Raw genomic sequence first — 25,762 nt, forward strand, 5'->3', positions numbered from 1 at the left:
CGTTCCGATCGCGATGGAAGAGAAGCTGCGCTTCGCTATCCGCGAAGGCGGCCGCACCGTCGGCGCCGGCGTCGTCGCTTCCATCATCGAGTGACATCGACAATCCCGAGGGGCGCGGGAACGCCTGCGCCCCTTTTTCGTGGAGCTCGTTACTGAGCCCGACTGACGAGCCCTCTGGGAGCCTGAAGTCAATGAACGGCCAAAATATTCGGATCCGCCTCAAGGCGTTCGATCACCGCATCCTGGATGCCTCGACGCGCGAAATCGTTTCGACGGCCAAGCGCACGGGCGCCCAGGTTCGCGGGCCTATTCCGCTTCCGACGCGGATCGAGAAGTTCACGGTCAATCGTTCTCCCCACGTGGACAAGAAGTCCCGTGAGCAGTTCGAGATGCGGACGCACAAGCGTCTGCTGGACATAGTCGACCCGACCCCCCAGACGGTGGACGCGCTGATGAAGCTCGACCTCGCCGCGGGTGTCGACGTCGAGATCAAGCTCTGAGAGAAGGCGAAGGGACACGGCCATGCGGTCAGGCGTCATCGCCCAGAAGGTCGGCATGACCCGCATCTTTAACGATGCAGGTGAACATGTTCCGGTCACTGTGCTGAAAGTCGATAATTGCCAGGTGGTTGCCCACCGTACGCTCGAGAAGAACGGCTATACGGCCGTTCAGCTCGGCGTCGGCCAGGCGAAGCCGCAGAACACCACCCGCGCTCTGCGCGGCCACTTCGCCGTGGCGAAGGTTGAGCCGAAGCGCAAGATGGCGGAATTCCGCGTCGAGGAAACCGACCTCATTCCGGTCGGCGCCGAACTGACGGTTGATCACTTTGTGGTCGGCCAGTTCGTCGACGTGACGGGCACCTCCATCGGCAAGGGCTTTGCCGGTGGTATGAAGCGCCACAATTTCGGTGGCCTTCGCGCCACCCACGGCGTGTCGGTTTCGCATCGTTCGATCGGTTCGACCGGTGGTCGCCAGGACCCCGGCAAGACCTTCAAGAACAAGAAGATGCCGGGCCACATGGGCCATGAGACGGTGACGACTCAGAACCTCAAGGTGGTGCTCACCGATGTCGAGCGCGGCCTGATCGCGGTCGAGGGTGCGGTTCCCGGCAACAAGGGTGGCTGGATCATCGTCGCTGACGCGGTGAAGAAGAAGCTGCCCGACGCCGCGCCGAAGCCGGGCAAGTTCCGTCTCCCGGGCGCGGAAGCGTCGAGCGAGCCGGCGGCTGACGTTGCGCCCGCGACCGAGGCTGCGGCCGAGGAGAACGTGTGATGGAACTCGCCGTCAAGACTCTCGAAGGGGCCGAGGCCGGCTCCGTCACCCTGTCGGACGAGATCTTCGGTCTCGAGCCGCGCCAGGACATTCTGCACCGCTGCGTGGTGTGGCAGCTGTCGCGCCGCCAGGCCGGCACGCACCAGACGCTGTCGCGTGCCGACGTCAACCGCACCAAGCGGAAGATGTACAAGCAGAAGGGCACCGGCGGCGCTCGCCACGGTGCGGCTTCCGCGCCGCAGTTCCGTGGCGGCGCCAAGGCGTTCGGTCCGGTCTCCCGCAGCCATGCGAGCGACCTGCCGAAGAAGGTGCGTGCGCTCGCTCTGCGGCATGCGCTGTCGTCGAAGGCCAAGGATCAGCAGATCGTCGTCCTCGATGACGCCGTGTTGTCCGAGCCCAAGACTAAGCTGCTCAAGGAGCGGCTGGCGGGTCTCGGCCTGTCGAGCGCCCTGGTCGTGTCCGGCGCCGAGGTTGATGCCAATTTTGGCCTCGCCTCGCGCAATGTCACCCATCTCGACGTGCTGCCCGTCCAGGGCATCAACGTCTACGACATCCTGCGCCGTCAGACCCTGGTGCTGACGAAGGCGGCTGTCGACGCTCTGGAGGCGCGCTTCAAATGAGTCTCGATCCGCGCCACTACGACGTGATCGTGTCCCCGGTGATCACCGAGAAGGCCACGATGGCGTCCGAGCACAACAAGGTCGTCTTCAAGGTTGCTCTGACGGCTACCAAGCCGCAGATCAAGGAAGCGGTCGAGAAGCTCTTCGACGTGAAGGTCGAGAGCGTCAACACGCTGGTCCGCAAGGGGAAGACGAAGTTCTTCAAGGGCCGCAAGGGCGTGCAGAGCGACGTGAAGAAGGCGGTCGTGACCCTCGCCGAGGGGCACTCCATCGACATCACGACGGGTCTGTGAGCCGGAATTAAGGGACCAGAGACATGGCGCTCAAAACCTTCAAGCCGGTAACGCCGAGCCTCCGCCAGCTGGTCATCGTCGACCGCTCCGCCCTGTACAAGGGCAAGCCGGTCAAGACGCTGACCGAGGGCAAGTCGGAGGCGGGCGGCCGCAACAACACCGGCCGGGTGACCGTGCGCTTCCGTGGCGGCGGGCACAAGCAGGCCTATCGCCTCGTCGACTTCAAGCGCACCAAGCGCGATGTGGCGGCGACGGTGGAGCGGATCGAGTACGATCCCAACCGCACGGCCTTCATCGCCCTCATCAAGTATGAGGACGGTGAGCTCAACTACATCCTGGCGCCGCAGCGCCTCGCGGTCGGCGATCAGGTGATTGCCTCCAAGAGCGTCGACGTGAAGCCGGGCAACGCGGCCCCTCTCGGCAACCTGCCGGTGGGCACGATCGTGCACAATATCGAGCTGAAGATCGGCAAGGGCGGCCAGATCGCCCGTTCCGCCGGCTCTTATGCGCAGATCGTCGGTCGCGATCAGGGCTACGTCATCGTTCGCCTCAATTCGGGCGAGCAGCGTCTGGTCCATGGCGAGTGCATGGGTACGGTCGGCGCCGTGTCGAACCCGGACCACATGAACACCAATCTCGGCAAGGCCGGCCGCAAGCGCTGGCTGGGCCGTCGTCCGCACAACCGTGGTGTCACCATGAACCCGGTCGATCACCCGCATGGCGGCGGCGAAGGCCGCACCTCGGGTGGACGTCATCCGGTCACGCCCTGGGGTTTCCCCACCAAGGGCAAGAAGACCCGGAAGAACAAGTCGACCACCAAGTTCATCGTGTCCAGCCGGCACGCCCGCAAGAAGTGAGCGAGGGAAACTGAACTATGTCTCGATCGGTCTGGAAAGGTCCGTTCGTCGACGGCTACCTCCTCAAGAAGGCGGATGCCGCGCGCACGTCGGGTCGTCACGACGTCATCAAGATTTGGAGCCGCCGTTCCACCATCCTCCCGCAGTTCGTGGGGATCACGTTCGGCGTCTATAACGGCAACAAGCACGTCCCGGTTTCGGTTTCCGAGGACATGGTGGGCCACAAGTTCGGCGAGTTCGCCCCGACCCGTACCTATTACGGGCATGCGGCGGACAAGAAAGCCAAGCGGAAGTAGAGGCAGGGTCATGGGAAAGGCAGCTCGTCCGCGCACGCTCGCGGATACGGAAGCCAAGGCGGTTGCGCGTAACCTTCGCGTCAGCCCCCAGAAGCTCAACCTCGTCGCCGGTCTCATCCGGGGCAAGAAGGTCGCGACCGCTCTGGCCGACCTTCAGTTCTCGCGCAAGCGGATTGCCGGCGACGTGAAGAAGTGCCTGGAGTCGGCCATTGCCAATGCCGAGAACAATCATGAGCTCGATGTCGACGATCTGATCGTCGCCGAGGCCCATGTCGGCAAGGGCCTGGTCATGAAGCGCTTCGCGGCCCGCGCCCGTGGCCGTGCGAGCCGGATCGAGAAGCCGTTCTCGCATATCACCATCGTGGTGCGTGAAGTCGAGGAGAAGGCCTGATGGGTCAGAAGGTCAACCCGGTCGGGCTCCGGCTCGGCATCAACCGCACCTGGGACTCGCGCTGGTTCGCGGGCAAGGGCGAGTACGGCCAGCTGCTTCACGAGGACATCAAGATCCGTGAAGCGCTGCAGAAGCTTCTGAAGCAGGCCGCGGTCTCCAAGATCGTTATCGAACGCCCGCACAAGAAGTGCCGCGTCACCATCCACTCGGCTCGTCCGGGCGTCGTGATCGGCAAGAAGGGCGCGGACATCGACAAGCTGCGCAAGAAGGTCGCCGAGATGACGAACTCGGAGGTCTTCATCAACATCGTCGAGATTCGGAAGCCGGAAATCGACGCGCGCCTCGTCGCCGAGTCGATTGCCCAGCAGCTTGAGCGCCGTGTGGCATTCCGCCGCGCCATGAAGCGCGCGGTCCAGTCGGCGATGCGTCTGGGCGCGGAAGGCATTCGTATCAACTGCTCCGGCCGCCTCGGCGGCGCGGAAATCGCGCGCCTCGAATGGTATCGTGAAGGGCGTGTGCCGCTTCACACCTTGCGCGCGGACGTGGATTACGGTACGGCCACCGCCTTCACGACCTACGGCACTTGCGGTGTCAAGGTCTGGATCTTCAAGGGCGAGATCCTGGAGCACGATCCGATGGCGCAGGACAAGCGCCAGGCGGAAGGTGATTCCTCGGGTGGTCGCCCGTCGCGTCGCGACGCGGCGTGAGCAGATTGATAAAGGAATAAGAGGCGCGACATGCTGCAACCAAAGCGCACGAAGTTCCGCAAGCAGTTCAAAGGCCGTATTCACGGCGTTGCGAAGGGCGGGACTGACCTCAATTTCGGCCAGTTCGGGCTGAAGGCCATGGAGCCGGAACGCGTTACCGCGCGTCAGATCGAAGCCGCGCGTCGCGCGCTCACCCGTCACATGAAGCGTGCGGGCCGGGTGTGGATTCGCGTTTTCCCTGACGTGCCGGTGTCTTCGAAGCCGACCGAAGTCCGCATGGGGAAGGGTAAGGGCGCGCCCGACTATTGGGCCGCCAAGATCAAGCCCGGCCGCATCATGTTCGAGATCGATGGCGTGAGCCAGGATATCGCTCGTGAGGCGCTTCGGCTGGCCGCTGCGAAGCTGCCGATCAAGACGCGTTTCGTCGAGCGCATCGCTGAGTGACGGAGGAACAGATGACGAAGGCTTCCGACATTCGGACGAAGACCGCCGACGAGCTGCAGGACCAGCTGCTGGGCCTCAAGAAGGAGCAGTTCAACCTGCGCTTCCAGAAGGCGACCGGCCAGCTCGAAAACACGGCGCGGGTGCGTCAGATCCGTCGCGACATTGCGCGGGTCAAGACGATCCAGGCGCAGAAGGCCGCGTCCGCGGCCAAGGCTAAGTGAGGAGAGGGCGATGCCGAAGCGTTTGCTGCAGGGCGTCGTGGTGAGCGACAAGCAGGACAAGACCGTCGTGGTCCGGGTCGAGCGCCGTTTCACCCATCCGCTGCTGAAGAAGACCGTCCGCCGTTCCAAGAAGTACCACGCCCATGATGAGGCGAACGCTTGGAAGGAAGGCGACACCGTCTGGATCGAGGAGCACCGCCCCTTGTCCAAGCTCAAGAACTGGATCGTGGTCCAGGGCGAGAAGCGGGCTGAAGTCTGAGCGCCCGGAAACGGGATTGAGGGGCGCGCGCCGGTGACGGCTGCGCGCGGTTTTTGCGAGAAATAGGTGCGTCATGATCCAGATGCAGACCAATCTCGACGTGGCGGACAATTCCGGTGCGCGTCGCGTCATGTGCATCAAGGTGCTTGGCGGTTCGAAGCGCAAGTATGCCCATGTCGGTGACATCATCGTGGTGTCGGTGAAGGAAGCTATCCCGCGCGGCCGCGTGAAGAAGGGCGACGTGATGAAGGCGGTTGTGGTTCGCACCGCCAAGGACATCCGTCGCGTGGACGGTTCGGTGATCCGCTTCGACCGCAATGCGGCCGTGCTGATCAACAACAACAAGGAGCCGGTCGGCACCCGCATCTTCGGGCCGGTTCCGCGCGAGCTTCGCGCCAAGAACCACATGAAGATCATCTCGCTGGCGCCGGAGGTGCTTTGATGGCCGCTAAGATCAAGAAGGGCGACAAGGTCGTCGTTCTCACCGGCCGCGACAAGGGTCGCACGGGCGAGGTTTTCGAGGTGCTGCCGAAGGAAGGCACTGCGCGCGTGCGCGGCGTCAACCTCGTGAAGCGGCACCAGCGGCAGAGCGCGAACCAGGAAGGCGGGATCATCTCCAAGGAGGCCCCGCTCAACCTGTCGAACATCGCGCTCGCCGATCCGAAGGATGGCAAGCCGACTCGCGTCGGTTTCCTTGTGCAGGCGGACGGCACCAAGGTGCGCGTCGCCAAGCGCTCGGGGGAGAAGATCGATGGCTGAGACCAGCTACAGCCCGCGGATGAAGGCCTTCTATGAGGCCGTCGTCCGCCAGAAGATGATCGAGCAGTTCGGCTACAAGAACCCCATGGAAGTGCCGACGATCGAGAAGATCGTCATCAACATGGGCGTCGGTGAAGCCACTGCCGACACCAAGAAGGTGCAGACCGCCGCCGCGGATCTCGCGCTGATCGCCGGCCAGAAGCCGGTCGTCACCCGCGCCCGCAAGGCGATCTCGAACTTCAAGCTGCGCGAGAACCAGCCGGTCGGCGCGAAGGTCACCCTTCGCAAGACCCGCATGTTCGAGTTCGTCGATCGCCTGGTGAATATCGCCCTGCCGCGCGTCCGCGACTTCCGTGGCCTGAACCCGAAGAGCTTCGACGGTCGTGGCAACTATGCCATGGGCATCAAGGAGCATATCGTGTTCCCCGAGATCAACTACGACAAGGTTGATCAGATGTGGGGCATGGACATCATCGTCTGCACGACGGCGAAGACGGACGAAGAGGCGCGCGCGCTTCTGAAGGCCTTCAACTTCCCGTTCCGTCAGTAAGCATCCCCTTCCGGCTGTGGGGCGGAGCCCCAAACGCGGAGACTAGGAGCAAGATCATATGGCCAAGAAGAGCTCGGTCGAAAAGAACGAACACCGCCGCAAGCTCGTGAAGAGCTATGCCGGCCGGCGTTCGCGTCTGAAGGCCCTGGTGAGCAACAAGGAACTGCCGATCGAGGAGCGCTTCGCGGCGGTTCTCAAGCTGGCGGAACTGCCGCGCAATTCGGCGAAGGTGCGCATTCGCAATCGTTGCGAAGTCACCGGCCGCCCGCGCGCCTATTATCGCAAGCTGAAGATGAGCCGTATCGCTCTGCGCGAGCTCGGTTCTCAGGGCCAGATTCCTGGCCTCGTCAAGTCGAGCTGGTGAGGAGGGTCGATCCATGTCCACGACTGATCCGATCGGCGATCTGATTACCCGCATCCGCAACGCGCAGATGCGCCGCAAGGAGAAGATCTCCACGCCGGGTTCGCGTCTGCGCGCCAGCGTGCTTGAGGTTCTTGCGGCCGAGGGCTACATCCGCGGCTATTCGGCTTCCGAGCCGGTGAATGGCCGTACCGAGTTCGAGATCGAACTCAAGTACTTCGATGGCGAACCGGTGATCCGCGAGATTTCGCGTGTCTCCAAGCCGGGTCGGCGGGTTTATTCCTCCGTCAAGACCCTTCCCCGCGTCGCCAACGGCCTTGGCGTCGCTGTCGTCTCCACGCCGCAGGGCGTGATGGCGGACCACGAAGCCCGCGAGAAGAACGTGGGCGGCGAGGTCCTCTTCACGGTCTTCTGATCGGGGAGGAGAGAGAGCACATGTCCAAGATCGGTAAAGCCCCCATCACCATTCCGGCCGGCGTCACGGCGTCGATCGATGGCCAGACGGTGAAGGTCAAGGGTCCCAAGGGGACGCTGGAGACCACCGTCGTCGACGAGATCTCGGTCAAGATGGAGGACGGGGCCATCCTGTTCGCCCTCAACGGCGAGACCAACCGCCATAAGGCGATGTGGGGTCTGTCCCGCACGCTGGTGGCCAATCTGGTCGAAGGCGTGACCAAGGGCTTCGAGAAGAAGCTCGAGATCAGCGGCGTCGGTTATCGTGCGGCCGTCCAGGGCAAGAGCCTGAGCCTGGCGCTCGGCTTCAGCCATGACGTCAACTATCCGATCCCGGAAGGGATCCAGATCGTGACGCCGAAGCCGACCGAGATCGTCATCAGCGGCATCGACCGTCAGCAGGTCGGTCAGGTCGCTGCCGAGATTCGCGACTATCGCGGTCCCGAGCCCTATAAGGGCAAGGGCGTGAAGTACGCGGGTGAGTTCATCTTCCGCAAGGAAGGCAAGAAGAAGTAACGGACCCGAACCATGGCACAGTACAAGGACGCTACCGAGCGCCGCAAGGCGCGTGTCCGTCGTGCTCTCCGCACGACGGCGAACGGGCGGCCGCGCCTCTCGGTGCATCGCTCGTCGAAGCACATCTATGCGCAGATCATTGACGATGCGCGTGGCGTGACGCTTGCGTCCGCCTCCACGCTCGAGAAGACCCTGCGGGAAAGCCTCAAGACCGGCGCGGATATCGCGGCGGCCCAGGCGATCGGCAAGCTCGTGGCGGAACGCGCCGTCGCAGCCGGTGTGAAGGACGTGGTCTTCGACCGCGGCGCCTTCATCTATCACGGCCGCGTCAAGGCGCTCGCCGAGTCCGCCCGCGAGGGCGGTCTCAACTTCTGAGATCACGAGCGGGATCCCCCGCAGAACGAAGGATATGATCATGGCTCGTGAACGTGAGCGTGAACGCGAGGATCGCGACAACACGTTCGTGGACAAGCTGGTCCACATCAACCGTGTCGCGAAGGTTGTGAAGGGTGGCCGTCGTTTCGGCTTTGCCGCTCTTGTGGTCGTCGGCGACCAGAAGGGTCGCGTCGGTTTCGGTCACGGCAAGGCCCGTGAAGTGCCGGAAGCGATCCGCAAGGCGACGGAAGCTGCCAAGCGCGCGCTGATCCGCGTGCCGCTGCGCGAAGGCCGCACGCTTCATCATGACGTGCATGGCCATCACGGCGCCGGCAAGGTGATCCTGCGTGCGGCTCCGGCCGGTACCGGTATCATCGCCGGCGGCCCGATGCGCGCGGTGTTCGAGACGCTTGGCATGCAGGACGTGGTGGCGAAGTCGTTCGGCTCGTCCAACCCGTACAACATGGTCCGTGCGACCTTCGAGGCCCTGAAGAATCAGGACAGCCCGCGTCTCGTTGCGGCGCGTCGCAGCCTCAAGGTTTCGCAGCTTCAGTCGCGCCGTCGTGTTGACGACGCCGAAGCGACCGACTGACGCCTGAGAGGTAGGGAAGCTAATCATGGCGAACAGCACCAATACGGTCACGGTCGAACAGACCGGCAGCCCGATCCGCCGCCCCGAGGCTCAGCGCGCGACGCTGATCGGTCTCGGCCTCAACAAGCTCGGGCGTCGCTCGACGCTTGAAGACACCCCGGCCGTGCGTGGCATGATCTACAAGGTCCGCCACCTCGTCCGCGTCGTCGAAGCGTGACGGCGCTGTAGGAGACTGGCGATGAGCAGCCTTAACGAGATCAAGGACAATTCCGGCGCGCGCAAGAAGCGCATGCGCGTCGGCCGCGGCATCGGTTCGGGCAAGGGCAAGACCGCGGGTCGCGGCGTGAAGGGTCAGACCTCGCGCACCGGCGTCGCGATCAAGGGCTTCGAGGGCGGCCAGATGCCGATCCATCGTCGTCTGCCCAAGCGCGGCTTCACGAACATCTTCGCGCTGGACTGGAACGAGGTCTCTCTCGGCCGCATCCAGACCGCGATCGACGCCGGCAAGCTCGACGGCACGGCGACCATCACTCAGGCGTCGCTGGTCGAGGCCGGCGTTCTGCGCCGCGCCAAGGACGGCGTGCGCGTGCTGGGTTCCGGCGAACTGACCGCTAAGGTCACGCTGGAAGTTGCCCACGCCACCAAGTCTGCGGTTGAAGCGATCGAGAAGGCCGGCGGCCAGGTGACGCTGCTCGCGTCCAAGGCCGAGGCTGGCGAGACGGCGGCCTGACGCTTAAGTCAGGCCGTACTAAACTTACAGGGCACAGACGAGGAGCGGAGCCACCATGGCCTCGGCAGCAGAACAGCTCGCGGCAAACCTCAACTTCGGTGCTCTGGCAAAAGCCGACGAACTGAAGAAGCGCATCTGGTTCACTCTGGGTGCGCTTCTCGTTTATCGGCTGGGCACCTACATTCCGATGCCGGGGATCAATCCCGACGCGCTCGCCGACGTGTTCCGTACGGCGCAGCAGGGCATCATCGGCCTCTTCAACATGTTCTCGGGCGGCGCGGTCTCGCGCATGGCGATTTTCGCCCTGAACATCATGCCGTACATCTCCGCCTCCATCATCATTCAGCTCCTGACCACCGTCTCGCCGACGCTGGAAGCGCTGAAGAAGGAGGGCGAGTCCGGCCGCAAGCAGATCAACCAGTACACCCGCTACCTCACGGTCGTGCTGGCCGTGTTCCAGTCCTACGGCATCGCTGTGGGTTTGGAAGGTTCCGGCGCCGTGGTTTCGGATCCTGGCTGGTTCTTCCGCATCTCGACGGTGATCACGCTCACCGGCGGCACCATGTTCCTGATGTGGCTCGGCGAGCAGATCACCTCGCGCGGCATTGGCAACGGCATATCGCTGATCATCTTCGCCGGTATCGTGGCGGAGTTGCCCTCCGCGATCGCCAACACGCTCGAACTGGGTCGCCAGGGCGCGCTGTCCACCGGCATCATCCTCGCGGTGATCCTGATGGCCGTCGGCATCATCATGTTCATCGTGTTCATGGAGCGGGCGCAGCGCCGGCTGCTGATCCAGTATCCCAAGCGGCAGGTCGGCAATAAGGTGTATGAGGGCCAGTCCTCGCACCTGCCGCTGAAGCTGAACACCTCGGGCGTGATTCCGCCGATTTTCGCCTCGTCGCTGCTGCTGATTCCGACCACTGTCGCGAGCTTCATGCAGAACTCGGGACCGGCGTGGTTGACGACGGTGACGACGCTGATCGGACACGGGCAGCCGCTGTTCATGCTGCTCTATGTGCTGCTGATCGTGTTCTTCTGCTTCTTCTACACCGCCATCGTGTTCAACCCGACCGAGACCGCGGACAATCTGAAGAAGCATGGCGGCTTCATTCCGGGCATCCGCCCGGGCGAGCGGACTGCCGAGTATATCGACTATGTGCTGACTCGCATCACGGTCATCGGTGCGGCTTACCTTGCGATTGTGTGCCTCTTCCCGGAGATTCTCATCTCCTATGCCGCGGTCCCGTTCTACTTCGGCGGAACCTCGCTGCTGATCGTGGTCAGCGTGACCATGGATACGGTGGCGCAGGTTCAGGGTCATTTGCTGGCGCATCAATATGAGGGGCTGGTCAAGAAGGCCAAGCTCAGGGGGAAGCGCCGATGAGGCTTATACTGCTCGGACCTCCGGGCGCGGGGAAGGGCACGCAAGCGCAGCGGCTGGTGGCGCGGCACGGGATCGTGCAGCTTTCGACCGGCGACATGCTGCGCGAGGCGGTCCGTAACGAGACGCCGATTGGCCTCAAGGCCAAGGCCGTGATGGATGCCGGCAACCTGGTCTCGGACGAGATCGTCATCGGCATCATCTCTGATCGAATCGATCAGGCGGATTGCGCCAAGGGATTCATCCTCGACGGCTTTCCGCGCACTGTCGCACAGGCGGAGGCTCTCGACCGCATTCTGGCGGAGAAGGGCTTGAAGCTCGACGCGGTGATTGAGCTGAAGGTCGACCAGAGCAAGCTTGTCGACCGGATCGTCCAGCGCGCCAAGGAAACGGCAGCGCGCGGTGAGCCGGTTCGTAAGGACGACGATCCGGAGGTCTTCAAGACCCGGCTTGAGGCCTTCAACCGCGATACCGCGGTCGTCGCTCCCTACTATGCGGAGCGCGGCATGCTGGCGACCATCGACGGGATGAAGCCGATTGATGAGGTCACCAAGGCGATTGCCGACGTCCTCGAACTGGCGTGAGGTCTCTGGCGTGGCTTGACACTAGGGCAGAATCGCTCTATGTGCCGCGCTTCACTCAAGCGGGTGCCGCCGATCGACATCACGTCGCGGATGTCGGGCGGCCTCGCGCGTATCTCCGCAAGGGCCGGCCTCCACCGGTGCGGAGCATTCTCATCACCGGTTCGCCGGTCCACATGGAGAGAGCGACGTGGCTCGTATTGCAGGCGTTAACATCCCGACCAACAAGCGCGTCATCATTGCGCTTCAGTACATTCACGGCATCGGTGCCAAGAATGCTGCCGATATCGTCGAGAAGGTCGGTATTCCCCTTGAGCGTCGCGTGAATCAGCTCACCGACCAGGAAGTGCTGCAGATCCGCGAGACGATCGATCGCGATTATCTCGTCGAGGGCGATCTGCGCCGCGAAGTGTCGATGAACATCAAGCGTCTGATGGACCTTGGCTGCTATCGCGGCCTGCGTCATCGGCGTGGTCTGCCGGTGCGTGGTCAGCGGACCCACACCAATGCCCGCACCCGCAAGGGTCCGGCCAAGGCGATCGCCGGCAAGAAGAAGTGAGGGGAGCGGGCGCGAGCCCGCTGTTCCGCGCCGGCGCCGCGTGCGGCCGGCGCATTTCGTTCTTACTAATGTCCCGAGCGCCTGGAATGACGGGCGCGCCCGAAGGATCCAAGGTCTATGGCTAAAGAAGCTGCCCGCATTAAGCGCCGTGAGCGCAAGAACATTGCCTCCGGCGTTGCGCATGTGAATGCGTCGTTCAACAACACCATGATCACCATCACCGACGCGCAGGGCAACACCATTGCCTGGTCCTCGGCGGGCGCCATGGGCTTCAAGGGGTCGCGTAAGTCCACGCCGTATGCGGCGCAGGTTGCGGCCGAGGATTGCGCCCGCAAGGCGGCCGATCACGGCATGCGCACCATCGAGGTCGAAGTTTCCGGTCCCGGTTCGGGGCGTGAGTCGGCGCTGCGGGCTTTCCAGGCGGCGGGTTTCACCGTGACGTCGATCCGCGACGTGACGCCGATCCCGCACAATGGCTGCCGTCCGCGCAAGCGTCGGCGCGTCTGACGCCTAATCATCCAGCGGCGCCTCGGGCGCCGCAGGGGCCGCTGCTTCGGGCCTTCCCTTCGCCGCCGAGGGGACGTTGCCGGGCAGGGAGTCCGGGGCACCGTCGAAACCAAGGGTGACGTCGTGATTCAAAAGAACTGGCAAGAGCTGATCAAGCCCGAGAAGCTTGAAGTCTCGCTCGGCAGCGACCCGAAGCGCCTGGCGACCGTTGTCGCCGAGCCGCTTGAGCGCGGCTTCGGGCAGACGCTCGGCAATGCGCTGCGCCGCATCCTGCTGTCGTCGCTCCAGGGCGCTGCGGTGACGTCCGTGCATATTGATGGGGTGCTGCACGAGTTCTCGTCGATCCCGGGCGTGCGCGAGGATGTGACGGACATTGTCCTGAACATCAAGGACATCGCCATCAAGATGGCGGGCGATGGCCCCAAGCGCATGGTCGTGAAGAAGCAGGGTCCGGGCGTCGTTACCGCTGGCGACATCCAGACCGTTGGTGACGTGCAGGTGCTGAATCCCGAGCTCGTGCTGTGCACGCTCGACGACGGTGCCGAAATCCGCATGGAATTCACCGTCGACACCGGCAAGGGTTATGTGGCGGCTGACCGTAACCGTCCCGAAGACGCGCCGATCGGGCTCATCCCCGTCGATAGCCTCTATTCGCCGGTCAAGAAGGTCTCCTACAAGGTAGAGAACACCCGCGAGGGCCAGATTCTCGACTATGACAAGCTGACCCTCACCATCGAGACCAACGGTTCGGTCGGTCCGGAGGACGCGCTCGCCTATGCCGCGCGCATCCTGCAGGACCAGCTGGAAATCTTCGTCAACTTCGAAGAGCCCAAGCGCGAGACGGAAAGCCCTGTCATGCAGGAGCTTCCCTTCAACCCGGCGCTGCTCAAGAAGGTGGACGAGCTGGAGCTCTCGGTGCGTTCGGCGAACTGCCTGAAGAACGACAACATCGTCTATATCGGCGACCTGATCCAGAAGACCGAGGCGGAGATGCTCCGTACCCCGAACTTCGGCCGCAAGTCGCTGAACGAGATCAAGGAAGTGCTCGCCAGCATGGGCCTGCATCTCGGCATGGAAGTGCCGGGCTGGCCGCCGGAGAACATCGAGGATCTCGCCAAGCGGTTCGAAGATCATTATTGAGCATTGAGCGCGGCGTTCGAGCCGTCATCCGTATCTCCCGGCTCGAAAGCCGCCGCATGTAGGAATTTTGCCATGAACCACGGCAAGACGTATCGCAAGTTCAACCGCACCGCCGAGCACCGCAAGGCGATGTTTGCCAATATGGCGCAGGCGCTCATCACCCATGAGCAGATCGTCACCACTCTGCCGAAGGCCAAGGATCTTCGCCCGGTGGTGGAGAAGCTGATCACCCTCGGTAAGCGGGGCGGCCTGCACGCCCGTCGCCAGGCGATCGCCGAAGTGCGCGATGTCGCCGTCGTGCGCAAGCTGTTCGACGTGATCGGCCCGCGCTACAAGGAGCGCAATGGTGGCTACACCCGCATCATCAAGGCGGGCTTCCGTCATGGTGATTCGGCGGCCATCGCTGTGATCGAGCTGGTCGATCGCGACGAGTCGGCCAAGGGTGCCGCCGACCTGGCCCGCCACGAGGCGGCCAAGGCTGCGGAAGCCGCTGCTGCGTGAGCGTGAAGCGTCGACATTGAATGCGGAAAGGGGCGGCTTGACCGCCCCTTTTCTTTTTGGTGGCGCGCGTCGTCAGCGGAGGGGCCGCTGCCCTTTCTCCGCCGCAGGGCGAGGGTTATATCTGGCGCCATGAAACGGATCGCTCTCCTCGTCGCTTCCACTCTCCTCGTCACCCCCGTCTTGGCGCAGGCGCCAGCCGGCGGCGGTCCGCGCGTGCCGGCGTCCCGCGCGGAGATTGGCCTGAGCTTTGCGCCCGTGGTGGCGCGCACCGCGCCTGCTATCGTCAATGTCTATGCGCAGAAGACCGCGCCGCGGAACAACCCGCTGCTCGACGACCCCTTCTTCCGCCGATTCTTCGGCGATCGGGGTTCGCCGGACGTGCCGGGCTTCGACCGGCGCCGCGAGCGTGTTGAGCAGTCGCTCGGCTCCGGCGTCCTCGTGGATCGGTCGGGAATTGTCGTCACCAACAACCATGTCATCGACGGCGCCGACGAAATCCGTATCGCGCTTTCGGACAAGCGCGAGTTCGACGCCGAAGTCGTGCTGCGCGATGCGCGCACCGATATCGCCATTCTGCGGATCAAGGGTGGCAAGGGCGACTTTCCGTCGGCGACGCTAGGCTCCTCGGACGATCTTCAGGTGGGCGACATCGTGCTCGCGATCGGCAATCCGTTCGGGGTGGGGCAGACGGTGACGCAGGGCATCGTCTCCGCGCTCGCCCGCACGCAGCGCGGTATCACCGATTACGGCTTCTTCATTCAAACCGATGCGGCGATCAATCCGGGCAACTCCGGCGGCGCGCTTGTTGACGGCGCAGGCCGTGTGGTCGGCATTAATACGGCGATCTTCTCGCGTTCGGGCGGGTCGCAGGGCATCGGTTTCGCCATTCCCGCCGACATGGTGCGGGTCGTGCTGCAATCGGCGCTTTCGGGTAGCAAGGTGGTGCGCCGGCCGTGGCTGGGAGCGGATCTGCAGCAGGTCACGCCCGACATCGCCGAAGGGCTCGACGTGTCACGGCCCACGGGCGCGCTGGTGCAGAGCATTTTTCCCGGCAGTCCGGCGGAGAAGGCGGGTCTGCGGGCGGGCGATCTTATCGTTGCCGTTGCAGGTCAGGAGGTCGACGATCCCGACGCCTTCGGCTTCCGGTTCGCCACCCGCCCGCTTGGCGGATCGGTTGATCTTGGCATTGTTCGCCAAGGTAAGCCGGCGACGCTGAAAGTGGCGCTGGAAACCGCACCGGAGACGGTGCCGCGCGACGAGATCACGCTCACAGGCCGCTCGCCGCTCGCAGGAGCGACGGTCGTCAATGTCTCGCCGGCGGTGATCGAGGAAATGCGGACGTTGGACGCCACCAGGGGCGTCGTCATCGTGGGGGTCGAAGAGGGATCGCCGGCCGAGCGAACCAGTTTCCGCGTCGGCGATGTCATCATGGACATCAACGGTACTGCCATCACGACGACGGCCGATTTGCAGCGCGTCACCCGCACGCCGGTTCGCGCGTGGCGCGTGACCCTCCAGCGCGGCGGGCGGGTCATTTCCGCCCTGCTGCCGGGTTGAGGCGATCTTGGTCGATCTTTTCGCTTCCGCCGGACTCGAAAGCGCCGCTCCGCGGCCGCTGGCGGATCGATTGCGGCCGCAGAAACTCGGCGAAGTCGTCGGGCAGGAGCATCTGACCGGGGAGGGCGGAGCGCTCACCCGGATGATCGCCAACCACTCGCTCGGCTCGCTCATCTTCTGGGGCCCGCCGGGCACCGGCAAGACGACGGTGGCGCGGCTGCTGGCGCGGGAAACCGACCTGCATTTCGAGCAGGTGTCCGCCATCTTCACCGGCGTCGCCGAGCTCAAGAAGGTGTTCGAGGCGGCGCGGGGACGGCGGGCGATCGGGCAGGGCACATTGCTCTTCGTCGACGAAATCCACCGCTTCAACCGCGCCCAGCAGGACGGCTTCCTGCCCGTGATGGAAGACGGCACGATCACGCTGATCGGCGCCACGACGGAGAACCCGTCCTTCGAGCTGAACGCGGCGCTCCTCTCTCGGGCGCGGGTCTTGGTGTTCAAGGCGCTCGATGCTGCGGCGATCGAACGTCTGTTGCAGCGGGCGGAGAGTCTGGAGGGTCGCCGTCTGCCGTTGGATGCGGAGGCTCGCGCGGCGCTGGCCGGCATGGCCGATGGTGATGGGCGCTATCTTCTCGGCCTCGCCGAGGAACTGCTCTCCCTGCCGGAGGGGCCGGACCTCAACGTGAAAGCGCTCGCCGCGACGATGCAGAAGCGGGCACCGATATATGACAAGGGGCAGGACGAGCATTACAACCTGCTCAGCTGCTTTCATAAGAGCCTGCGCGGTTCAGATGTGAACGGTGCCATGTACTGGGCCGCGCGGATGCTGACAGGCGGCGAGGACCCCGGCACCGTGTTCCGTCGGCTGTGCTGCGCGGCATCGGAGGATGTGGGCATGGCCGACCCGCAGGCCATGCCGCAGGTGGTGGCGGCCTGGACGGCCTTCGAGCGTGTGGGCTGGCCGGAGGGGCGGCTGTTCCTCGCCCAGGCCATCGCCTATGTCGCGACGGCGCCGAAATCCAATGCCGCCTATTCCGCCTTCAACGCCGCGCTCGCCTTGGCGCAGAAGACCGGTTCGTTGGCGCCGCCTAAGCACATCCTCAATGCCCCGACCAAGCTGATGAAGGACCTCGGCTACCACGCCGGCTACCAGTACGATCACGATTATCCCGATGCGTTCGCCGGGCAGTCGTTCTTTCCCGAAGAGCTGGCCGGCGATGCACGTACAGATTTCTACGCGCCGAACGAACGCGGCTTCGAGCGCGAGGTGAAGAAGCGCCTGGAGTACTGGGCGCGGCTGCGCCTGGAGCGGCAGGGCGGAGGCTAGAGAGAAGCAAGCGGGGCAAGCGGCGTGCAGGGTATTCTTCTCATCTTCATCGGCGCCGGAATCGGGGGCGTGCTGCGCAACGCCGTTGGCATGACGGCCATGCGTCTGTTCGGAATGGGCTTTCCCTACGGCACCCTGGCGATCAACGTGATCGGCAGTTTCACCATCGGCCTCGTGGCGGGGTGGCTGACCTTTCTCGCAAGCGGCGGCTGGACCATGCATGCCCGCGCCTTCATCATCACCGGCGTTCTCGGTGGCTTTACCACCTTTTCCACCTTCTCCCTGGACACGGCGCTGCTGGTACAGCGGGGCGAGATCGGGCTGGCGGCCCTCTATGTGGTCGGCTCCGTGACGCTCGCGCTGATTGGCGTGTTCGCGGGTCTGGCGATCATGCGTGCTCTCGCGTGACGTAGCGCCTCGTCTCGGCTATGTGCAGGGGTAAGGAGTACCCACATCATGGCCGTTGAGACACGCCGCGTCGACGCGGATGAAGAGGGCATGCGGCTCGACCGCTGGTTCAAGACCCATTATCCCGACCTTTCCTTCGGCCATCTGCAGAAGCTGCTGCGCAGTGGGCAGGTGCGGGTCGAAGGCGGGCGGGTGAAAACCAATACCCGGCTCTCCGCCGGTCAGGCCATCCGCATCCCGCCGCTCGAGGAGAAGCCGCAGCTTTCCGCGGCGGACCATCTGGAAGCGGAGGAGGCCCTCGCACGGGGTGAGGCGCCGACCGTCCGTGCTCCCCGCGCCGCTCGTCCGGCCGAGGGCGAGGAGCTTGCCGCCCCGGCGGTGCGGCGTGCCAGTTCCGACGACAAGGATGCCCGCGCGCTGCAGGACATGACCCTGTTCGAGGACCGCGACGTGCTGGTGCTGAACAAGCCGTTCGGTCTCGCCGTTCAGGGCGGCTCGGGCACCTATCGCCATGTCGATGGCATGCTGGAGGCGTTGCGTGGCACGGACGGGCAGAAGCCACGTCTGGTTCATCGCATCGATAAGGACACGTCCGGCATCCTGCTGGTGGCAAAGACCCGCCTTGCGGCCTCGACACTCGCCAAGACGTTCCGCTCGCGCTCCGCCCGCAAGGTGTACTGGGCGCTGGTGCCCGGTGTGCCCCGCCCGGCGCAGGGGCGCATCTCCACCTATCTGGCCAAGGACGAGGCGGCGGAGAAGATGCGCGTCGCCCGCCACGGCGACGACGAGGCGAGCCACGCCATCTCCTATTACGCCGTTGTCGACCATGCCGCGCAGAAACTGGCCTGGCTGTCGATGAAGCCGGTGACCGGGCGCACCCATCAGCTGCGTGCCCATGCCGCCCATATCGGCCACCCCATCGTCGGCGACCCGAAATATTTCAACGTCGAGAACTGGCCGCTGCCGGGTGGCCTGCAGAACCGGCTTCACCTTCTGGCGCGGCGCCTGGTGATTCCGCACCCGCGCGGCGACCGTCTGATCGATGTTTCCGCCCCGCTGCCGCCGCATATGCAGCAGAGCTGGAACGTGCTTGGCTTCGACGCTTCGCAGTACGACCCGATCGTTGACGCGCCGGAGAGCTGAGCTGCCCTGCGGGCCGCTGCGTCAATCATGCGGCGGGCGGAGAGCAGGGGAGCGTGGCACGCGCGCCTCGCCTGATGGCGCCGCCACCCGCGATCCGCTAGGCAGAGGCCGCTTTCTCACTTGGGGTTTTGCCATGCTCAGTGTCGTTCGGCTCGCGTTTGTCCTGACGGTGTTTGTGGGGGCAACCGCCGCGCGTGCCGGCGATTGCGACGGCAAGCTCGGCACCTCGCGTGTGCTCGTGGTCGATCCGATGGGGCTGCAGGTGGGCACCAAGCACTTCCCGCAGACGCTCGACCTCGCCGACCGCGAAGTGGTGCTCACCTTCGACGACGGCCCGCTGCCAGCCACCACGCCTTCGGTGCTGAAGACGCTGGCGCGTGAATGCGTGCGCGCCACTTTCTTCGTCATCGGCCGCAATGCGGCCGCGCATCCCGATCTTGTGCGTCGTGAGATCGCTGAGGGGCATACTGTGGCTCATCACAGCATGACTCATCCGATGACGCTGGCCGATATCCCCTATGACAAGGCTGTGGCCGACATCGAGAAGGGCTTCAAGGCCGATGACCGGGCGGCCTACGGCGCCAGCGGCGCCAATCCCCGCGTTCCCTTCTTCCGCTTTCCGGGTTTTGGCGCCTCGCCCGAACTGCTGGACTATCTCAAGCAGCGCGGTATCGGCGTGTTTGGTGCCGATCTCTGGGCGTCAGACTGGAATCCGATGACGCCGGAGGAACAGTTGACCCTGGTCATGACCCGGCTCGACCATGCGGGCCGGGGGATCATCCTCTTTCACGATACGCGCGGTCAGACCGCGAAGATGCTGCCCGCCTTCCTCGCCGCGCTGAAGGAGAAGGGATACCGCGTGGTGCACATCGTGCCCGCGCCGCCGCGCACGGCCGCGGTTCATTAGCGCTCATGCGGCTGGCGCACCGCCGGTCGCCGGCCTTGACGGGCAGGCCGTTGAAACGACAACGGCGACCCGAAGGTCGCCGTGTGTTCCGAACCCGGAAAATCTGGTGCGGTCGAGAGGACTCGAACCTCCACGGTGTTACCCACTGCCACCTCAAGGCAGCGCGTCTACCAATTCCGCCACGACCGCATCGCTGGCGCCAGCTGCTTCGTGAGAGGCAAGCGCGAGCGGGGCATCGTCTAGCAGATGGAATAGGGGTCTACAAGTGCCGGCACGGATCGGGCCGGGCCTGTGGACAGTTCCGCCGCAGGGTGGAGGCGACAGGAGGGGTGGCAGCCATTATGTATCTGCCATGAACGAGATGCGCCCCTCTTCGTCGGTTCCCATCGCCCGCGATGCGCTGAGCCCGCTTCTGCCGCCACAGCCGGGCGCGGCGCCTGTGCGCTGGCGCGTGTCCTCTTCGCCCGTCACCTATCCCGAAGCGTTGGCGGAGATGGACCGTGTGGCGGGGGCCATTGCTGGCGGTGAGGCCGACGAGCTGGTGTGGCTGCTGGAGCACCCGCCACTTTATACAGCGGGCACGAGCGCGCGGCCGGAGGACCTTGTCGATGCCGGGCGGTTCCCGATCTTCCAGACCGGACGGGGAGGGCAGTTCACCTATCACGGGCCCGGCCAGCGGGTCGCTTATGTCATGCTGGACCTCAAGCGGCGTGAGCCGGATGTTCGCCGCTATGTCGCCGCCCTGGAGGAATGGCTGATTCGCGCGCTCGATTCGTTCAATGTGCGTGGCGAGCGGCGCGAGGACCGCGTCGGCGTTTGGGTCCGTCGCCCGGAAAAGGCCGGCTCCGGCGAGGACAAAATCGCCGCGATCGGCATAAGAGTGCGCCGCTGGGTGACGTTGCACGGCATCTCGCTGAATGTGGAGCCCGATCTCTCGCATTTCGGCGGCATCGTTCCCTGCGGCGTGCGCGAGCATGGGGTGACCAGCCTGGTCGACCTTGGCCTTCCCGTGACGATGGACGATGCCGATCTTGCCTTGCGTCGGTCATTCGAGACCGTCTTCGGGCCGACGGTGACCGAAGACAGTCCATCCTAGACGGTGGGACGCACGGTGAAGCCGGCTTCGGCGTCGCTCGCGGGTATCGTCGCGTCTTCGGTAGCCACTTCGGTGACATGAGCGGCCGCCGGGCCGACCCGGCAGAGGGCGACGAAAGCCGCCAGCGTGTCCGAGGGGGCCAGGATCAGCGCTTCGACGGAGCCGTCCTGCCGGTTGCGGACCCAACCGGAGAGGCCTTGCTTCCCGGCTGCCCGCGCCAGCCAAGCCCGGTAGCCGACGCCCTGGACGCGTCCGCGAACGAAAAGTCGGGTGGCGGTCACGGTCGACATGGTGAAATCCTGCAACAAAGTTCCGGTAGTGCGAAACCGCATGGCCCTTAAGGAATTGTCCCCCGGCCGACTCTTCATTAACACCGGCCTGTCAGCGAACGTGCATCGTTTCCGCTAAAGTCGAGCCGTTTCCCTCACCACCCCGTCCGGAGCAGGGCATGCGCGAAGAGGCCGAGTTCGCCACCCCCTTGCGCGGGTCGGAGCATGACAGCGATCCGACCGAAGCCCCCGGCTTCGTCGAGGCCGTGGTCGGCGCGATCGACGCCAGCGATGTCGATGCGCTTCGGTCCATTCTCCGTGACCTGCACGAAACCGACGTGGCGCGGCTGCTGGAAGCGCTGGCCGCGCCTGATCGGCCGAAGCTGATCGAACTGCTGGGCAGCGACTTCGACTTCACGGCCCTGACCGAACTGGACGAGACGGCGCGCGTCCAGATTCTGGAGGCGTTGCCGACGCAGACCGTCGTCGAGGGCATGCGCGACCTCGATTCCGACGACGCGGTCTACATCCTCGAAGATCTCGACGACGCCGACAAACAGGAGATCCTCTCCAACTTCTCCATCCCGGAACGCGCCGCGCTGCAGCGTAGCCTCGATTATCCCGAGGAGAGCGCCGGCCGGCGCATGCAGACGGAGTTCATCGCGCTGCCGCCCTTTTGGACGGTGGGGCAGACGCTGGACTATATCGGCGAGACGGAGGGGCTGCCGGAGACCTTCTTCGAGGTTTTCGTCGTCGACGCCACCTATCGCCTTGATGGCTCAGTGCCGCTGGACCGGCTCCTGCGCACCAGGCGCGGCGCCAAGCTCGGCGATGTGGTTACGCCGGACCGCCATGTCGTCAACGCGACCGACGACCAGGAGGACGTGGCGCGGGTGTTCGAGCGCTACAATCTCATCTCCGCTCCCGTCGTCGACGAGGCCGGCCGGCTCGTCGGGGTGCTCACCGTCGATGACATCGTCGACGTGATCCAGGAGGAGGCGGACGAGGACCTCAAGGCACTTGGCGGCGTGGCCGGCGACGAGGAGCTTTCCGACAGCTTCTGGTATATCGCCCGCAGCCGCTTTTCCTGGCTGCTGCTGAACCTCATCGCGGCCAACATCGCCTCCTTCGTCATCGCGTTGTTCGAGGGAGAACTGCAGCGCATGGTGGCGCTCGCGGTGCTGATGCCTATCGTTGCCAGCCAGGGCGGCAATGCCGCGACGCAGACCATGACGGTCGCCGTGCGTGCGCTTGCGACCCGGGAACTGCGCCCGAGCAATGCGCGCCGCGTCATCGCGCGCGAATTGCTCGTGGGTCTGTTCAACGGCGTGGTGTTCGCGGTCATCATGGCCGTTGTGGTGTTTGCCCGCTTCGGTCTGGCCGATCTCGGCTTCGTCATCGCGCTGGCCATGATCATCAATCTGGCGGCAGCAGCCCTTGGGGGAATCCTCGTTCCGTTGGCGCTGGACCGCCTGAAGGTGGATCCCGCTGTGGCGTCGGGACCCTTTGTAACCACGATCACCGACGTGGTCGGCTTCTTCGCCTTCCTGTCGATCGCGTCGTTCTGGTTCTGAAAGGAGCGCAGGCGGGGTGTTCTTCACTCTCTCCAAAATCTTCTGGATGGTCGCGGCACCCTCCACCCTGCTCACCTTGCTCGCCGTCGGGGGACTGATCCTCAGCCTGAACTGGCGTCGGTTCGGGCTGACACTGGCCACCATTGGCGCCGGGGGGCTGCTGCTGATCGGTCTTGGCCCGTTCGGGCGGATGATGCTGGTCCCGCTGGAGAAGCGCTTTCCCGTCTTTATCGACGATGGCCTGCGCGTCGACGGCATTGTGGTGCTTGGCGGCGCCGAACTTCCCGGCATCACTGCCGCGCGCGGGCAACCCGCGTTCCAGGAATCGGCGGAGCGGATTCTGGCTCTGGGCGAACTCGCCCGACGCTATCCCGAGGCAAGGATCATCTTCTCGGGTGGCAGCGGCCAGCTCCAGAAGTCGGCGATGCAGGAGGCGGACGTGGTGCGTCTGGCGTTGCCGCAAATCGGGCTACCAGAGGGGCGGGTGATGTTCGAGCGGACCTCACGCAATACCGCCGAGAACGCCCGTCTGACAAGCGCGCTGGTGAAGCCGGCGCCGGGTGAGAACTGGTTGTTGGTCACCTCGGCCTTTCACATGCCGAGAGCCGTGGGCAGCTTCCGCGCGGCGGGCTTCCCGGTCACCGCCTATCCCGTTGACTTCCGCACGACCGGCGATCCCGGTTATTTTCGCCTGTTCGGTTCGGTGGCGGAAGGGGCCGGATTTTTTGAGCTGGCGCTACGTGAGTGGATTGGGCTCACCGTGTATTACCTCACGGGCCGTATCGACAGCCCGCTGCCGGCGCCAGCAGCTCCGGCGGGCGGATAGTCCGCCGGTAGCTAGCTCTGGAGGCGATCGCGCAGGCTCTAAGGCGCTGTTGCCCCATCGCCGCCGGGCGGAAGCCCAAGGCGATAGACGCCGCGCAGGTCCGCCGGGGCCACAGGCTTGCCCTTGCGATAAAGCACCAGCCGGCCGGCTTCGGCGAGACGCAGGGCGCCGCGCCGCACGGACGGGAGCAGGCTCTGCCAATCGGTTCCGGTGGCGACGCTGCGCGCGACCTCTTCCGGCGTTACCGTTCTGGCGGCGCCGGGCTGGCTGGCGACGGAGAGAATCGCCGCCTCGACGGCTTCCTCGGAGGGGCGGGAAGGATTATCCGTCATTGTCGAGTACCCACTGCGAGTCCCGGCCCAGCTGCCGGTTGATCATGACGAGGAAGATGGCAAAGGTCGCCGCCATCAGCGCCCAACCATTGATATACCAGCCGAGATAGGCAATCGCGAAGAAGAAGGCGCGTTGCCCACGGTTGAAGTGTCGGCCGGCAATGGTGGCCATGCGCGCAAGCTTGACCACATGCGCCTGCGCCTGCGGCGTTGCGGCTTCGGACGGAGGAGGCGTCGATCCCAGCAGAATGGTTGAGTAATTGAACAGCCGGTAGGCCCAGGCGAATTTGAAGAACGCATTGGCGAAGATGAGCGTCAGGCCCAGTGTCTTCAATTCCCAGCTGGTGCGGTTCTGGACGCCGAAGGGCAGGTCGCGGAAAAGCGCCATCACCGCTTCGGTGGATTGCAGAATGGCCAGCGAGGCGCCGATCGCCAGGAGCGACGTGGACGCGAAAAACGCGGTGCCGTTCTGCAGGGCCGCGACGATCTGGGCATCGACGATGCGGTTTTCGCGCTCCAGCATGCGCAGCATCCACTGGTAGCGATACGCATCCATGCGCCGGTTCAGTGTGCGCTTTTCCGCCCAACCGCCTTCCATCACCAAATGGTAGGCGACCCAAGACAGGCAGAAGGCGGCGAAGGCCATCCCATCGATGAAGGTGAACCCCAGCATGGCGCTCTCGATTGCTCCGGCGGTCAACGCCCTGTTGGTCCGCGCTGCGGTGAGGGTGCGCGCGGTGGAGAGTGCTTTCAACCGATCTCAACTCGACTTGTCGAGGGCGGGGGCATGCGATCAGGGCAGGGCAGCACTGCGCCAAGCGTCCGGATTGTGGCAATTTCGCGGTTGCGAACGTCGTAACGATTTATTAAATAGTGTTTCAGATCGCGCCCCTACGCCGACGGTCGGCGGGCGCATCGCGGTGAACGTATCGTTCCGAGGTCATCATGAATTCCATTCCCGAGCGCTCCTGTTGGGGAGTCGCCCGTTGGGCTGTGGCCGCGTTCCTGACGGCGATTGCCCTTATCTATCTGTTCGGGGGCTTCCAAGCCGCTCAGATCGCCGCTGGGTGATCCTGACGGCGTTGGCCTCCAAAGTCTCAGATCTATGACACGGCTCGGCCCCCAAGGCGGGGCCGTTGTCATGTCTGGTCATGCCTTGGCACGATCAACGGGATTGATGGGCGACATCACCGCCCTTCGTTTGCACGACTGTCCGAGATGACCGAACCTGTCAGCGGAACGGACCAGGGAGCGTCGACGTGGTGCTGAGGCTGATTATCGGAAACAAGAACTACTCGTCCTGGTCGCTGCGGCCTTGGCTGGCGATGACGGCGCTGGGCATTCCGTTCGAGGAAGAACTGGTGCCGCTCGATGCACCGGATTTCAAGGAGCGCATCCGCGCCCGTTCACCGGCCGGCAAGGTGCCGGTGCTGCTCGACGGGGAGGCCGTTGTGTGGGAGTCGAGCGCCATTCTTGAGCATCTGGCCGAGCGCTTTCCCGAAAAGGGCGTTTGGCCGAGCGATCCTGTCGCCCGCGCCCATGCCCGCTCGCTCGCGACCGAAATGCACAACGGGTTCGGCGCGCTGCGCAGCGTGGCGCCGATGAACCTCTGGCGGCCTGTCGAGGCCCGCTCCTTTCCGCAGGAGGCGCTGCAGGACGTGCGCCGCATCACCCGGCGCTGGGGGGAGGCCCGTGCGCGTTTCGGCAGCAGCGGTGACTTCCTTTTCGGGGCATTCTGCGCCGCTGACGCCATGTATGCGCCGGTGGCGACGCGGCTGCGGACCTACGCCATCGAGGTCGATCCCGTCGCGGCCGCCTATGTCGAGGCGATCCATGCCCATCCCGCTTTTGTCGCGTGGAAGGAGGCGGCCCTGAAGGAAACGGGAGAACTCGCCGAGGATGAGGTCGACTGGCCGGTGGTCAAGCGGGTATAGACCGCAAATCCCGTCTCGGAC

The 25,762-nt window shown here is 64.7% G+C and carries 40 protein-coding genes and 1 tRNA gene; 37 read left to right on the top strand and 4 right to left on the bottom strand.

Annotated elements, in window-relative coordinates; all coding sequences use genetic code 11:
* The 33 genes from J2S75_RS00005 to J2S75_RS00165 form a co-directional block, all read left to right on the top strand.
* A partial coding sequence (locus J2S75_RS00005; protein ID WP_131837545.1) for an EF-Tu C-terminal domain-related protein occupies positions 1-94 on the top strand: 94 nt, incomplete at its 5' end.
* Positions 95-191: 97 nt separating this feature from the next.
* Positions 192-500 (top strand): 30S ribosomal protein S10, encoded by a 309-nt coding sequence (gene rpsJ, locus J2S75_RS00010; RefSeq protein WP_013166261.1) that lies wholly within the window; start codon positions 192-194, stop codon positions 498-500.
* A 22-nt stretch (positions 501-522) separates the two neighbouring features.
* Positions 523-1,272, top strand: coding sequence for a 50S ribosomal protein L3 (gene rplC / locus J2S75_RS00015; RefSeq protein ID WP_307017035.1), 750 nt, complete (start codon positions 523-525; stop codon positions 1,270-1,272).
* A complete protein-coding gene (rplD, locus tag J2S75_RS00020) occupies positions 1,272-1,892 on the top strand; it encodes a 50S ribosomal protein L4 (RefSeq protein ID WP_244376919.1) in 621 nt (206 codons plus the stop codon). The genes rplC and rplD overlap by 1 nt, the downstream gene beginning before the upstream one ends.
* Positions 1,889-2,185 carry a 50S ribosomal protein L23 gene (locus J2S75_RS00025; RefSeq protein WP_244376918.1) on the top strand — a complete coding sequence of 99 codons (297 nt, stop codon included), beginning with the start codon at positions 1,889-1,891 and terminating at the stop codon, positions 2,183-2,185. The genes rplD and J2S75_RS00025 overlap by 4 nt, the downstream gene beginning before the upstream one ends.
* Before the next feature lie 23 nt (positions 2,186-2,208).
* Complete coding sequence (gene rplB / locus J2S75_RS00030) at positions 2,209-3,042, top strand: 50S ribosomal protein L2 (RefSeq protein WP_244376917.1); 834 nt, start codon at positions 2,209-2,211, stop codon at positions 3,040-3,042.
* A 17-nt stretch (positions 3,043-3,059) separates the two neighbouring features.
* Entirely contained in the window at positions 3,060-3,338 is a 279-nt protein-coding gene (gene rpsS / locus J2S75_RS00035) for a 30S ribosomal protein S19 (RefSeq protein WP_131835104.1), read from the top strand.
* Positions 3,339-3,348: 10 nt separating this feature from the next.
* Positions 3,349-3,729 carry a 50S ribosomal protein L22 gene (gene rplV, locus J2S75_RS00040; RefSeq protein WP_018390605.1) on the top strand — a complete coding sequence of 127 codons (381 nt, stop codon included), beginning with the start codon at positions 3,349-3,351 and terminating at the stop codon, positions 3,727-3,729.
* Positions 3,729-4,436, top strand: coding sequence for a 30S ribosomal protein S3 (rpsC, locus tag J2S75_RS00045; protein ID WP_244376916.1), 708 nt, complete (start codon positions 3,729-3,731; stop codon positions 4,434-4,436). Before rplV ends, rpsC begins: the two co-directional genes overlap by 1 nt.
* Before the next feature lie 30 nt (positions 4,437-4,466).
* A complete protein-coding gene (rplP, locus tag J2S75_RS00050; protein WP_244376915.1) occupies positions 4,467-4,880 on the top strand; it encodes a 50S ribosomal protein L16 in 414 nt (137 codons plus the stop codon).
* A gap of 11 nt (positions 4,881-4,891) precedes the next feature.
* The gene (gene rpmC / locus J2S75_RS00055; RefSeq protein WP_244376914.1) at positions 4,892-5,101 is read left to right on the top strand and encodes a 50S ribosomal protein L29; all 210 of its coding nucleotides are present in this window, start codon (positions 4,892-4,894) and stop codon (positions 5,099-5,101) included.
* A 10-nt stretch (positions 5,102-5,111) separates the two neighbouring features.
* Positions 5,112-5,360: a 30S ribosomal protein S17 gene (gene rpsQ / locus J2S75_RS00060; protein WP_244376913.1), complete on the top strand. Its 249-nt coding sequence runs from the start codon at positions 5,112-5,114 to the stop codon at positions 5,358-5,360.
* Positions 5,361-5,433: 73 nt separating this feature from the next.
* A complete protein-coding gene (rplN, locus tag J2S75_RS00065) occupies positions 5,434-5,802 on the top strand; it encodes a 50S ribosomal protein L14 (protein ID WP_018390610.1) in 369 nt (122 codons plus the stop codon).
* A complete protein-coding gene (gene rplX / locus J2S75_RS00070; protein WP_244376912.1) occupies positions 5,802-6,119 on the top strand; it encodes a 50S ribosomal protein L24 in 318 nt (105 codons plus the stop codon). Before rplN ends, rplX begins: the two co-directional genes overlap by 1 nt.
* Complete coding sequence (rplE, locus tag J2S75_RS00075; protein ID WP_279613749.1) at positions 6,112-6,669, top strand: 50S ribosomal protein L5; 558 nt, start codon at positions 6,112-6,114, stop codon at positions 6,667-6,669. Before rplX ends, rplE begins: the two co-directional genes overlap by 8 nt.
* A 58-nt stretch (positions 6,670-6,727) precedes the next feature.
* On the top strand, positions 6,728-7,033 hold the full coding sequence (gene rpsN / locus J2S75_RS00080) for a 30S ribosomal protein S14 (RefSeq protein WP_244376911.1): 306 nt from the start codon (positions 6,728-6,730) through the stop codon (positions 7,031-7,033).
* 13 nt (positions 7,034-7,046) lie between these two features.
* On the top strand, positions 7,047-7,445 hold the full coding sequence (gene rpsH / locus J2S75_RS00085) for a 30S ribosomal protein S8 (RefSeq protein ID WP_244376910.1): 399 nt from the start codon (positions 7,047-7,049) through the stop codon (positions 7,443-7,445).
* Positions 7,446-7,465: 20 nt separating this feature from the next.
* Positions 7,466-7,999, top strand: coding sequence for a 50S ribosomal protein L6 (rplF, locus tag J2S75_RS00090; protein WP_244376909.1), 534 nt, complete (start codon positions 7,466-7,468; stop codon positions 7,997-7,999).
* A gap of 12 nt (positions 8,000-8,011) precedes the next feature.
* Positions 8,012-8,374, top strand: coding sequence for a 50S ribosomal protein L18 (rplR, locus tag J2S75_RS00095; protein WP_244376908.1), 363 nt, complete (start codon positions 8,012-8,014; stop codon positions 8,372-8,374).
* A gap of 40 nt (positions 8,375-8,414) precedes the next feature.
* Positions 8,415-8,966 (top strand): 30S ribosomal protein S5, encoded by a 552-nt coding sequence (gene rpsE / locus J2S75_RS00100; protein WP_013166279.1) that lies wholly within the window; start codon positions 8,415-8,417, stop codon positions 8,964-8,966.
* 25 nt (positions 8,967-8,991) lie between these two features.
* A complete protein-coding gene (gene rpmD / locus J2S75_RS00105; RefSeq protein WP_018390618.1) occupies positions 8,992-9,183 on the top strand; it encodes a 50S ribosomal protein L30 in 192 nt (63 codons plus the stop codon).
* Between the two features lie 21 nt (positions 9,184-9,204).
* On the top strand, positions 9,205-9,696 hold the full coding sequence (gene rplO / locus J2S75_RS00110) for a 50S ribosomal protein L15 (RefSeq protein WP_307017041.1): 492 nt from the start codon (positions 9,205-9,207) through the stop codon (positions 9,694-9,696).
* Between the two features lie 55 nt (positions 9,697-9,751).
* Positions 9,752-11,083, top strand: a complete 1,332-nt coding sequence (secY, locus tag J2S75_RS00115) for a preprotein translocase subunit SecY (RefSeq protein ID WP_244376906.1) — start codon at positions 9,752-9,754, stop codon at positions 11,081-11,083.
* Positions 11,080-11,664, top strand: a complete 585-nt coding sequence (locus J2S75_RS00120; protein WP_307017044.1) for an adenylate kinase — start codon at positions 11,080-11,082, stop codon at positions 11,662-11,664. Before secY ends, J2S75_RS00120 begins: the two co-directional genes overlap by 4 nt.
* A 187-nt stretch (positions 11,665-11,851) precedes the next feature.
* Positions 11,852-12,220, top strand: a complete 369-nt coding sequence (gene rpsM, locus J2S75_RS00125) for a 30S ribosomal protein S13 (protein ID WP_307017047.1) — start codon at positions 11,852-11,854, stop codon at positions 12,218-12,220.
* Between the two features lie 117 nt (positions 12,221-12,337).
* Positions 12,338-12,727, top strand: coding sequence for a 30S ribosomal protein S11 (gene rpsK, locus J2S75_RS00130; protein WP_018390623.1), 390 nt, complete (start codon positions 12,338-12,340; stop codon positions 12,725-12,727).
* Positions 12,728-12,850: 123 nt separating this feature from the next.
* Positions 12,851-13,867, top strand: a complete 1,017-nt coding sequence (locus J2S75_RS00135) for a DNA-directed RNA polymerase subunit alpha (RefSeq protein ID WP_307017049.1) — start codon at positions 12,851-12,853, stop codon at positions 13,865-13,867.
* A gap of 72 nt (positions 13,868-13,939) precedes the next feature.
* Positions 13,940-14,368 (top strand): 50S ribosomal protein L17, encoded by a 429-nt coding sequence (gene rplQ / locus J2S75_RS00140; RefSeq protein ID WP_244376902.1) that lies wholly within the window; start codon positions 13,940-13,942, stop codon positions 14,366-14,368.
* A gap of 129 nt (positions 14,369-14,497) precedes the next feature.
* Entirely contained in the window at positions 14,498-15,925 is a 1,428-nt protein-coding gene (locus J2S75_RS00145) for a DegQ family serine endoprotease (RefSeq protein ID WP_307017051.1), read from the top strand.
* A gap of 7 nt (positions 15,926-15,932) precedes the next feature.
* The gene (locus J2S75_RS00150; RefSeq protein ID WP_307017053.1) at positions 15,933-17,252 is read left to right on the top strand and encodes a replication-associated recombination protein A; all 1,320 of its coding nucleotides are present in this window, start codon (positions 15,933-15,935) and stop codon (positions 17,250-17,252) included.
* Positions 17,253-17,276: 24 nt separating this feature from the next.
* Positions 17,277-17,660, top strand: a complete 384-nt coding sequence (gene crcB / locus J2S75_RS00155; RefSeq protein ID WP_307017055.1) for a fluoride efflux transporter CrcB — start codon at positions 17,277-17,279, stop codon at positions 17,658-17,660.
* A gap of 48 nt (positions 17,661-17,708) precedes the next feature.
* A complete protein-coding gene (locus J2S75_RS00160; RefSeq protein WP_307017057.1) occupies positions 17,709-18,803 on the top strand; it encodes an RluA family pseudouridine synthase in 1,095 nt (364 codons plus the stop codon).
* 133 nt (positions 18,804-18,936) lie between these two features.
* Positions 18,937-19,710 carry a polysaccharide deacetylase family protein gene (locus J2S75_RS00165; protein WP_307018450.1) on the top strand — a complete coding sequence of 258 codons (774 nt, stop codon included), beginning with the start codon at positions 18,937-18,939 and terminating at the stop codon, positions 19,708-19,710.
* 104 nt (positions 19,711-19,814) lie between these two features.
* On the opposite strand, the gene J2S75_RS00170 is transcribed toward J2S75_RS00165, so the two are convergent.
* Positions 19,815-19,899, bottom strand: a tRNA-Leu gene (locus tag J2S75_RS00170).
* A 172-nt stretch (positions 19,900-20,071) separates the two neighbouring features.
* Between J2S75_RS00170 and lipB the strand changes: the two genes are divergently transcribed.
* On the top strand, positions 20,072-20,806 hold the full coding sequence (lipB, locus tag J2S75_RS00175) for a lipoyl(octanoyl) transferase LipB (RefSeq protein WP_370874076.1): 735 nt from the start codon (positions 20,072-20,074) through the stop codon (positions 20,804-20,806).
* On the opposite strand, the gene J2S75_RS00180 is transcribed toward lipB, so the two are convergent.
* A complete protein-coding gene (locus J2S75_RS00180) occupies positions 20,803-21,096 on the bottom strand; it encodes an acylphosphatase (protein WP_307017061.1) in 294 nt (97 codons plus the stop codon). The two genes, lipB and J2S75_RS00180, sit on opposite strands and share 4 nt — an antisense overlap.
* Before the next feature lie 158 nt (positions 21,097-21,254).
* On the opposite strand from J2S75_RS00180, the gene mgtE reads away from it, so the two are divergent.
* Positions 21,255-22,649 (top strand): magnesium transporter, encoded by a 1,395-nt coding sequence (gene mgtE, locus J2S75_RS00185; protein ID WP_307017063.1) that lies wholly within the window; start codon positions 21,255-21,257, stop codon positions 22,647-22,649.
* Positions 22,650-22,665: 16 nt separating this feature from the next.
* Positions 22,666-23,475: a YdcF family protein gene (locus J2S75_RS00190; protein WP_307017065.1), complete on the top strand. Its 810-nt coding sequence runs from the start codon at positions 22,666-22,668 to the stop codon at positions 23,473-23,475.
* A gap of 38 nt (positions 23,476-23,513) precedes the next feature.
* Here the strand turns inward: J2S75_RS00190 and J2S75_RS00195 are convergent, their stop codons facing one another.
* Positions 23,514-23,807 (bottom strand): DUF3253 domain-containing protein, encoded by a 294-nt coding sequence (locus tag J2S75_RS00195; RefSeq protein WP_307017067.1) that lies wholly within the window; start codon positions 23,805-23,807, stop codon positions 23,514-23,516.
* A complete protein-coding gene (locus tag J2S75_RS00200) occupies positions 23,797-24,480 on the bottom strand; it encodes a DUF599 domain-containing protein (protein WP_307018452.1) in 684 nt (227 codons plus the stop codon). The genes J2S75_RS00195 and J2S75_RS00200 overlap by 11 nt, the downstream gene beginning before the upstream one ends.
* Before the next feature lie 589 nt (positions 24,481-25,069).
* Between J2S75_RS00200 and J2S75_RS00205 the strand changes: the two genes are divergently transcribed.
* Positions 25,070-25,741: a glutathione S-transferase family protein gene (locus J2S75_RS00205; protein WP_307018454.1), complete on the top strand. Its 672-nt coding sequence runs from the start codon at positions 25,070-25,072 to the stop codon at positions 25,739-25,741.
* The last annotated feature ends 21 nt before the right edge of the window (positions 25,742-25,762 follow it).

Origin of the sequence: Ancylobacter polymorphus (genome assembly GCF_030813495.1) — a bacterium.
Lineage (GTDB): Bacteria > Pseudomonadota > Alphaproteobacteria > Rhizobiales > Xanthobacteraceae > Ancylobacter > Ancylobacter polymorphus.

Coding starts and splice junctions, on each gene's coding strand:
- rpsJ (WP_013166261.1), top strand. CDS start 192: ATGAACGGCCAAAATATTCGGATCCGCCTCAAGGCGTTCGATCACCGC.
- rpsN (WP_244376911.1), top strand. CDS start 6,728: ATGGCCAAGAAGAGCTCGGTCGAAAAGAACGAACACCGCCGCAAGCTC.
- rplV (WP_018390605.1), top strand. CDS start 3,349: ATGGGAAAGGCAGCTCGTCCGCGCACGCTCGCGGATACGGAAGCCAAG.
- mgtE (WP_307017063.1), top strand. CDS start 21,255: ATGCGCGAAGAGGCCGAGTTCGCCACCCCCTTGCGCGGGTCGGAGCAT.
- J2S75_RS00200 (WP_307018452.1), bottom strand. CDS start 24,480: ATGCTGGGGTTCACCTTCATCGATGGGATGGCCTTCGCCGCCTTCTGC.
- rplR (WP_244376908.1), top strand. CDS start 8,012: ATGGCACAGTACAAGGACGCTACCGAGCGCCGCAAGGCGCGTGTCCGT.
- J2S75_RS00120 (WP_307017044.1), top strand. CDS start 11,080: ATGAGGCTTATACTGCTCGGACCTCCGGGCGCGGGGAAGGGCACGCAA.
- rplF (WP_244376909.1), top strand. CDS start 7,466: ATGTCCAAGATCGGTAAAGCCCCCATCACCATTCCGGCCGGCGTCACG.
- rpsE (WP_013166279.1), top strand. CDS start 8,415: ATGGCTCGTGAACGTGAGCGTGAACGCGAGGATCGCGACAACACGTTC.
- rplD (WP_244376919.1), top strand. CDS start 1,272: ATGGAACTCGCCGTCAAGACTCTCGAAGGGGCCGAGGCCGGCTCCGTC.
- J2S75_RS00160 (WP_307017057.1), top strand. CDS start 17,709: ATGGCCGTTGAGACACGCCGCGTCGACGCGGATGAAGAGGGCATGCGG.
- rplN (WP_018390610.1), top strand. CDS start 5,434: ATGATCCAGATGCAGACCAATCTCGACGTGGCGGACAATTCCGGTGCG.
- rpsQ (WP_244376913.1), top strand. CDS start 5,112: ATGCCGAAGCGTTTGCTGCAGGGCGTCGTGGTGAGCGACAAGCAGGAC.
- rplO (WP_307017041.1), top strand. CDS start 9,205: ATGAGCAGCCTTAACGAGATCAAGGACAATTCCGGCGCGCGCAAGAAG.
- J2S75_RS00180 (WP_307017061.1), bottom strand. CDS start 21,096: ATGTCGACCGTGACCGCCACCCGACTTTTCGTTCGCGGACGCGTCCAG.
- J2S75_RS00165 (WP_307018450.1), top strand. CDS start 18,937: ATGCTCAGTGTCGTTCGGCTCGCGTTTGTCCTGACGGTGTTTGTGGGG.
- rpsH (WP_244376910.1), top strand. CDS start 7,047: ATGTCCACGACTGATCCGATCGGCGATCTGATTACCCGCATCCGCAAC.
- lipB (WP_370874076.1), top strand. CDS start 20,072: ATGCGCCCCTCTTCGTCGGTTCCCATCGCCCGCGATGCGCTGAGCCCG.
- rplC (WP_307017035.1), top strand. CDS start 523: ATGCGGTCAGGCGTCATCGCCCAGAAGGTCGGCATGACCCGCATCTTT.
- rpmD (WP_018390618.1), top strand. CDS start 8,992: ATGGCGAACAGCACCAATACGGTCACGGTCGAACAGACCGGCAGCCCG.
- rpsS (WP_131835104.1), top strand. CDS start 3,060: ATGTCTCGATCGGTCTGGAAAGGTCCGTTCGTCGACGGCTACCTCCTC.
- rplQ (WP_244376902.1), top strand. CDS start 13,940: ATGAACCACGGCAAGACGTATCGCAAGTTCAACCGCACCGCCGAGCAC.
- rpmC (WP_244376914.1), top strand. CDS start 4,892: ATGACGAAGGCTTCCGACATTCGGACGAAGACCGCCGACGAGCTGCAG.
- rpsC (WP_244376916.1), top strand. CDS start 3,729: ATGGGTCAGAAGGTCAACCCGGTCGGGCTCCGGCTCGGCATCAACCGC.
- secY (WP_244376906.1), top strand. CDS start 9,752: ATGGCCTCGGCAGCAGAACAGCTCGCGGCAAACCTCAACTTCGGTGCT.
- rpsK (WP_018390623.1), top strand. CDS start 12,338: ATGGCTAAAGAAGCTGCCCGCATTAAGCGCCGTGAGCGCAAGAACATT.
- J2S75_RS00195 (WP_307017067.1), bottom strand. CDS start 23,807: ATGACGGATAATCCTTCCCGCCCCTCCGAGGAAGCCGTCGAGGCGGCG.
- rplX (WP_244376912.1), top strand. CDS start 5,802: ATGGCCGCTAAGATCAAGAAGGGCGACAAGGTCGTCGTTCTCACCGGC.
- J2S75_RS00025 (WP_244376918.1), top strand. CDS start 1,889: ATGAGTCTCGATCCGCGCCACTACGACGTGATCGTGTCCCCGGTGATC.
- rplE (WP_279613749.1), top strand. CDS start 6,112: ATGGCTGAGACCAGCTACAGCCCGCGGATGAAGGCCTTCTATGAGGCC.
- J2S75_RS00145 (WP_307017051.1), top strand. CDS start 14,498: ATGAAACGGATCGCTCTCCTCGTCGCTTCCACTCTCCTCGTCACCCCC.
- rplB (WP_244376917.1), top strand. CDS start 2,209: ATGGCGCTCAAAACCTTCAAGCCGGTAACGCCGAGCCTCCGCCAGCTG.
- rplP (WP_244376915.1), top strand. CDS start 4,467: ATGCTGCAACCAAAGCGCACGAAGTTCCGCAAGCAGTTCAAAGGCCGT.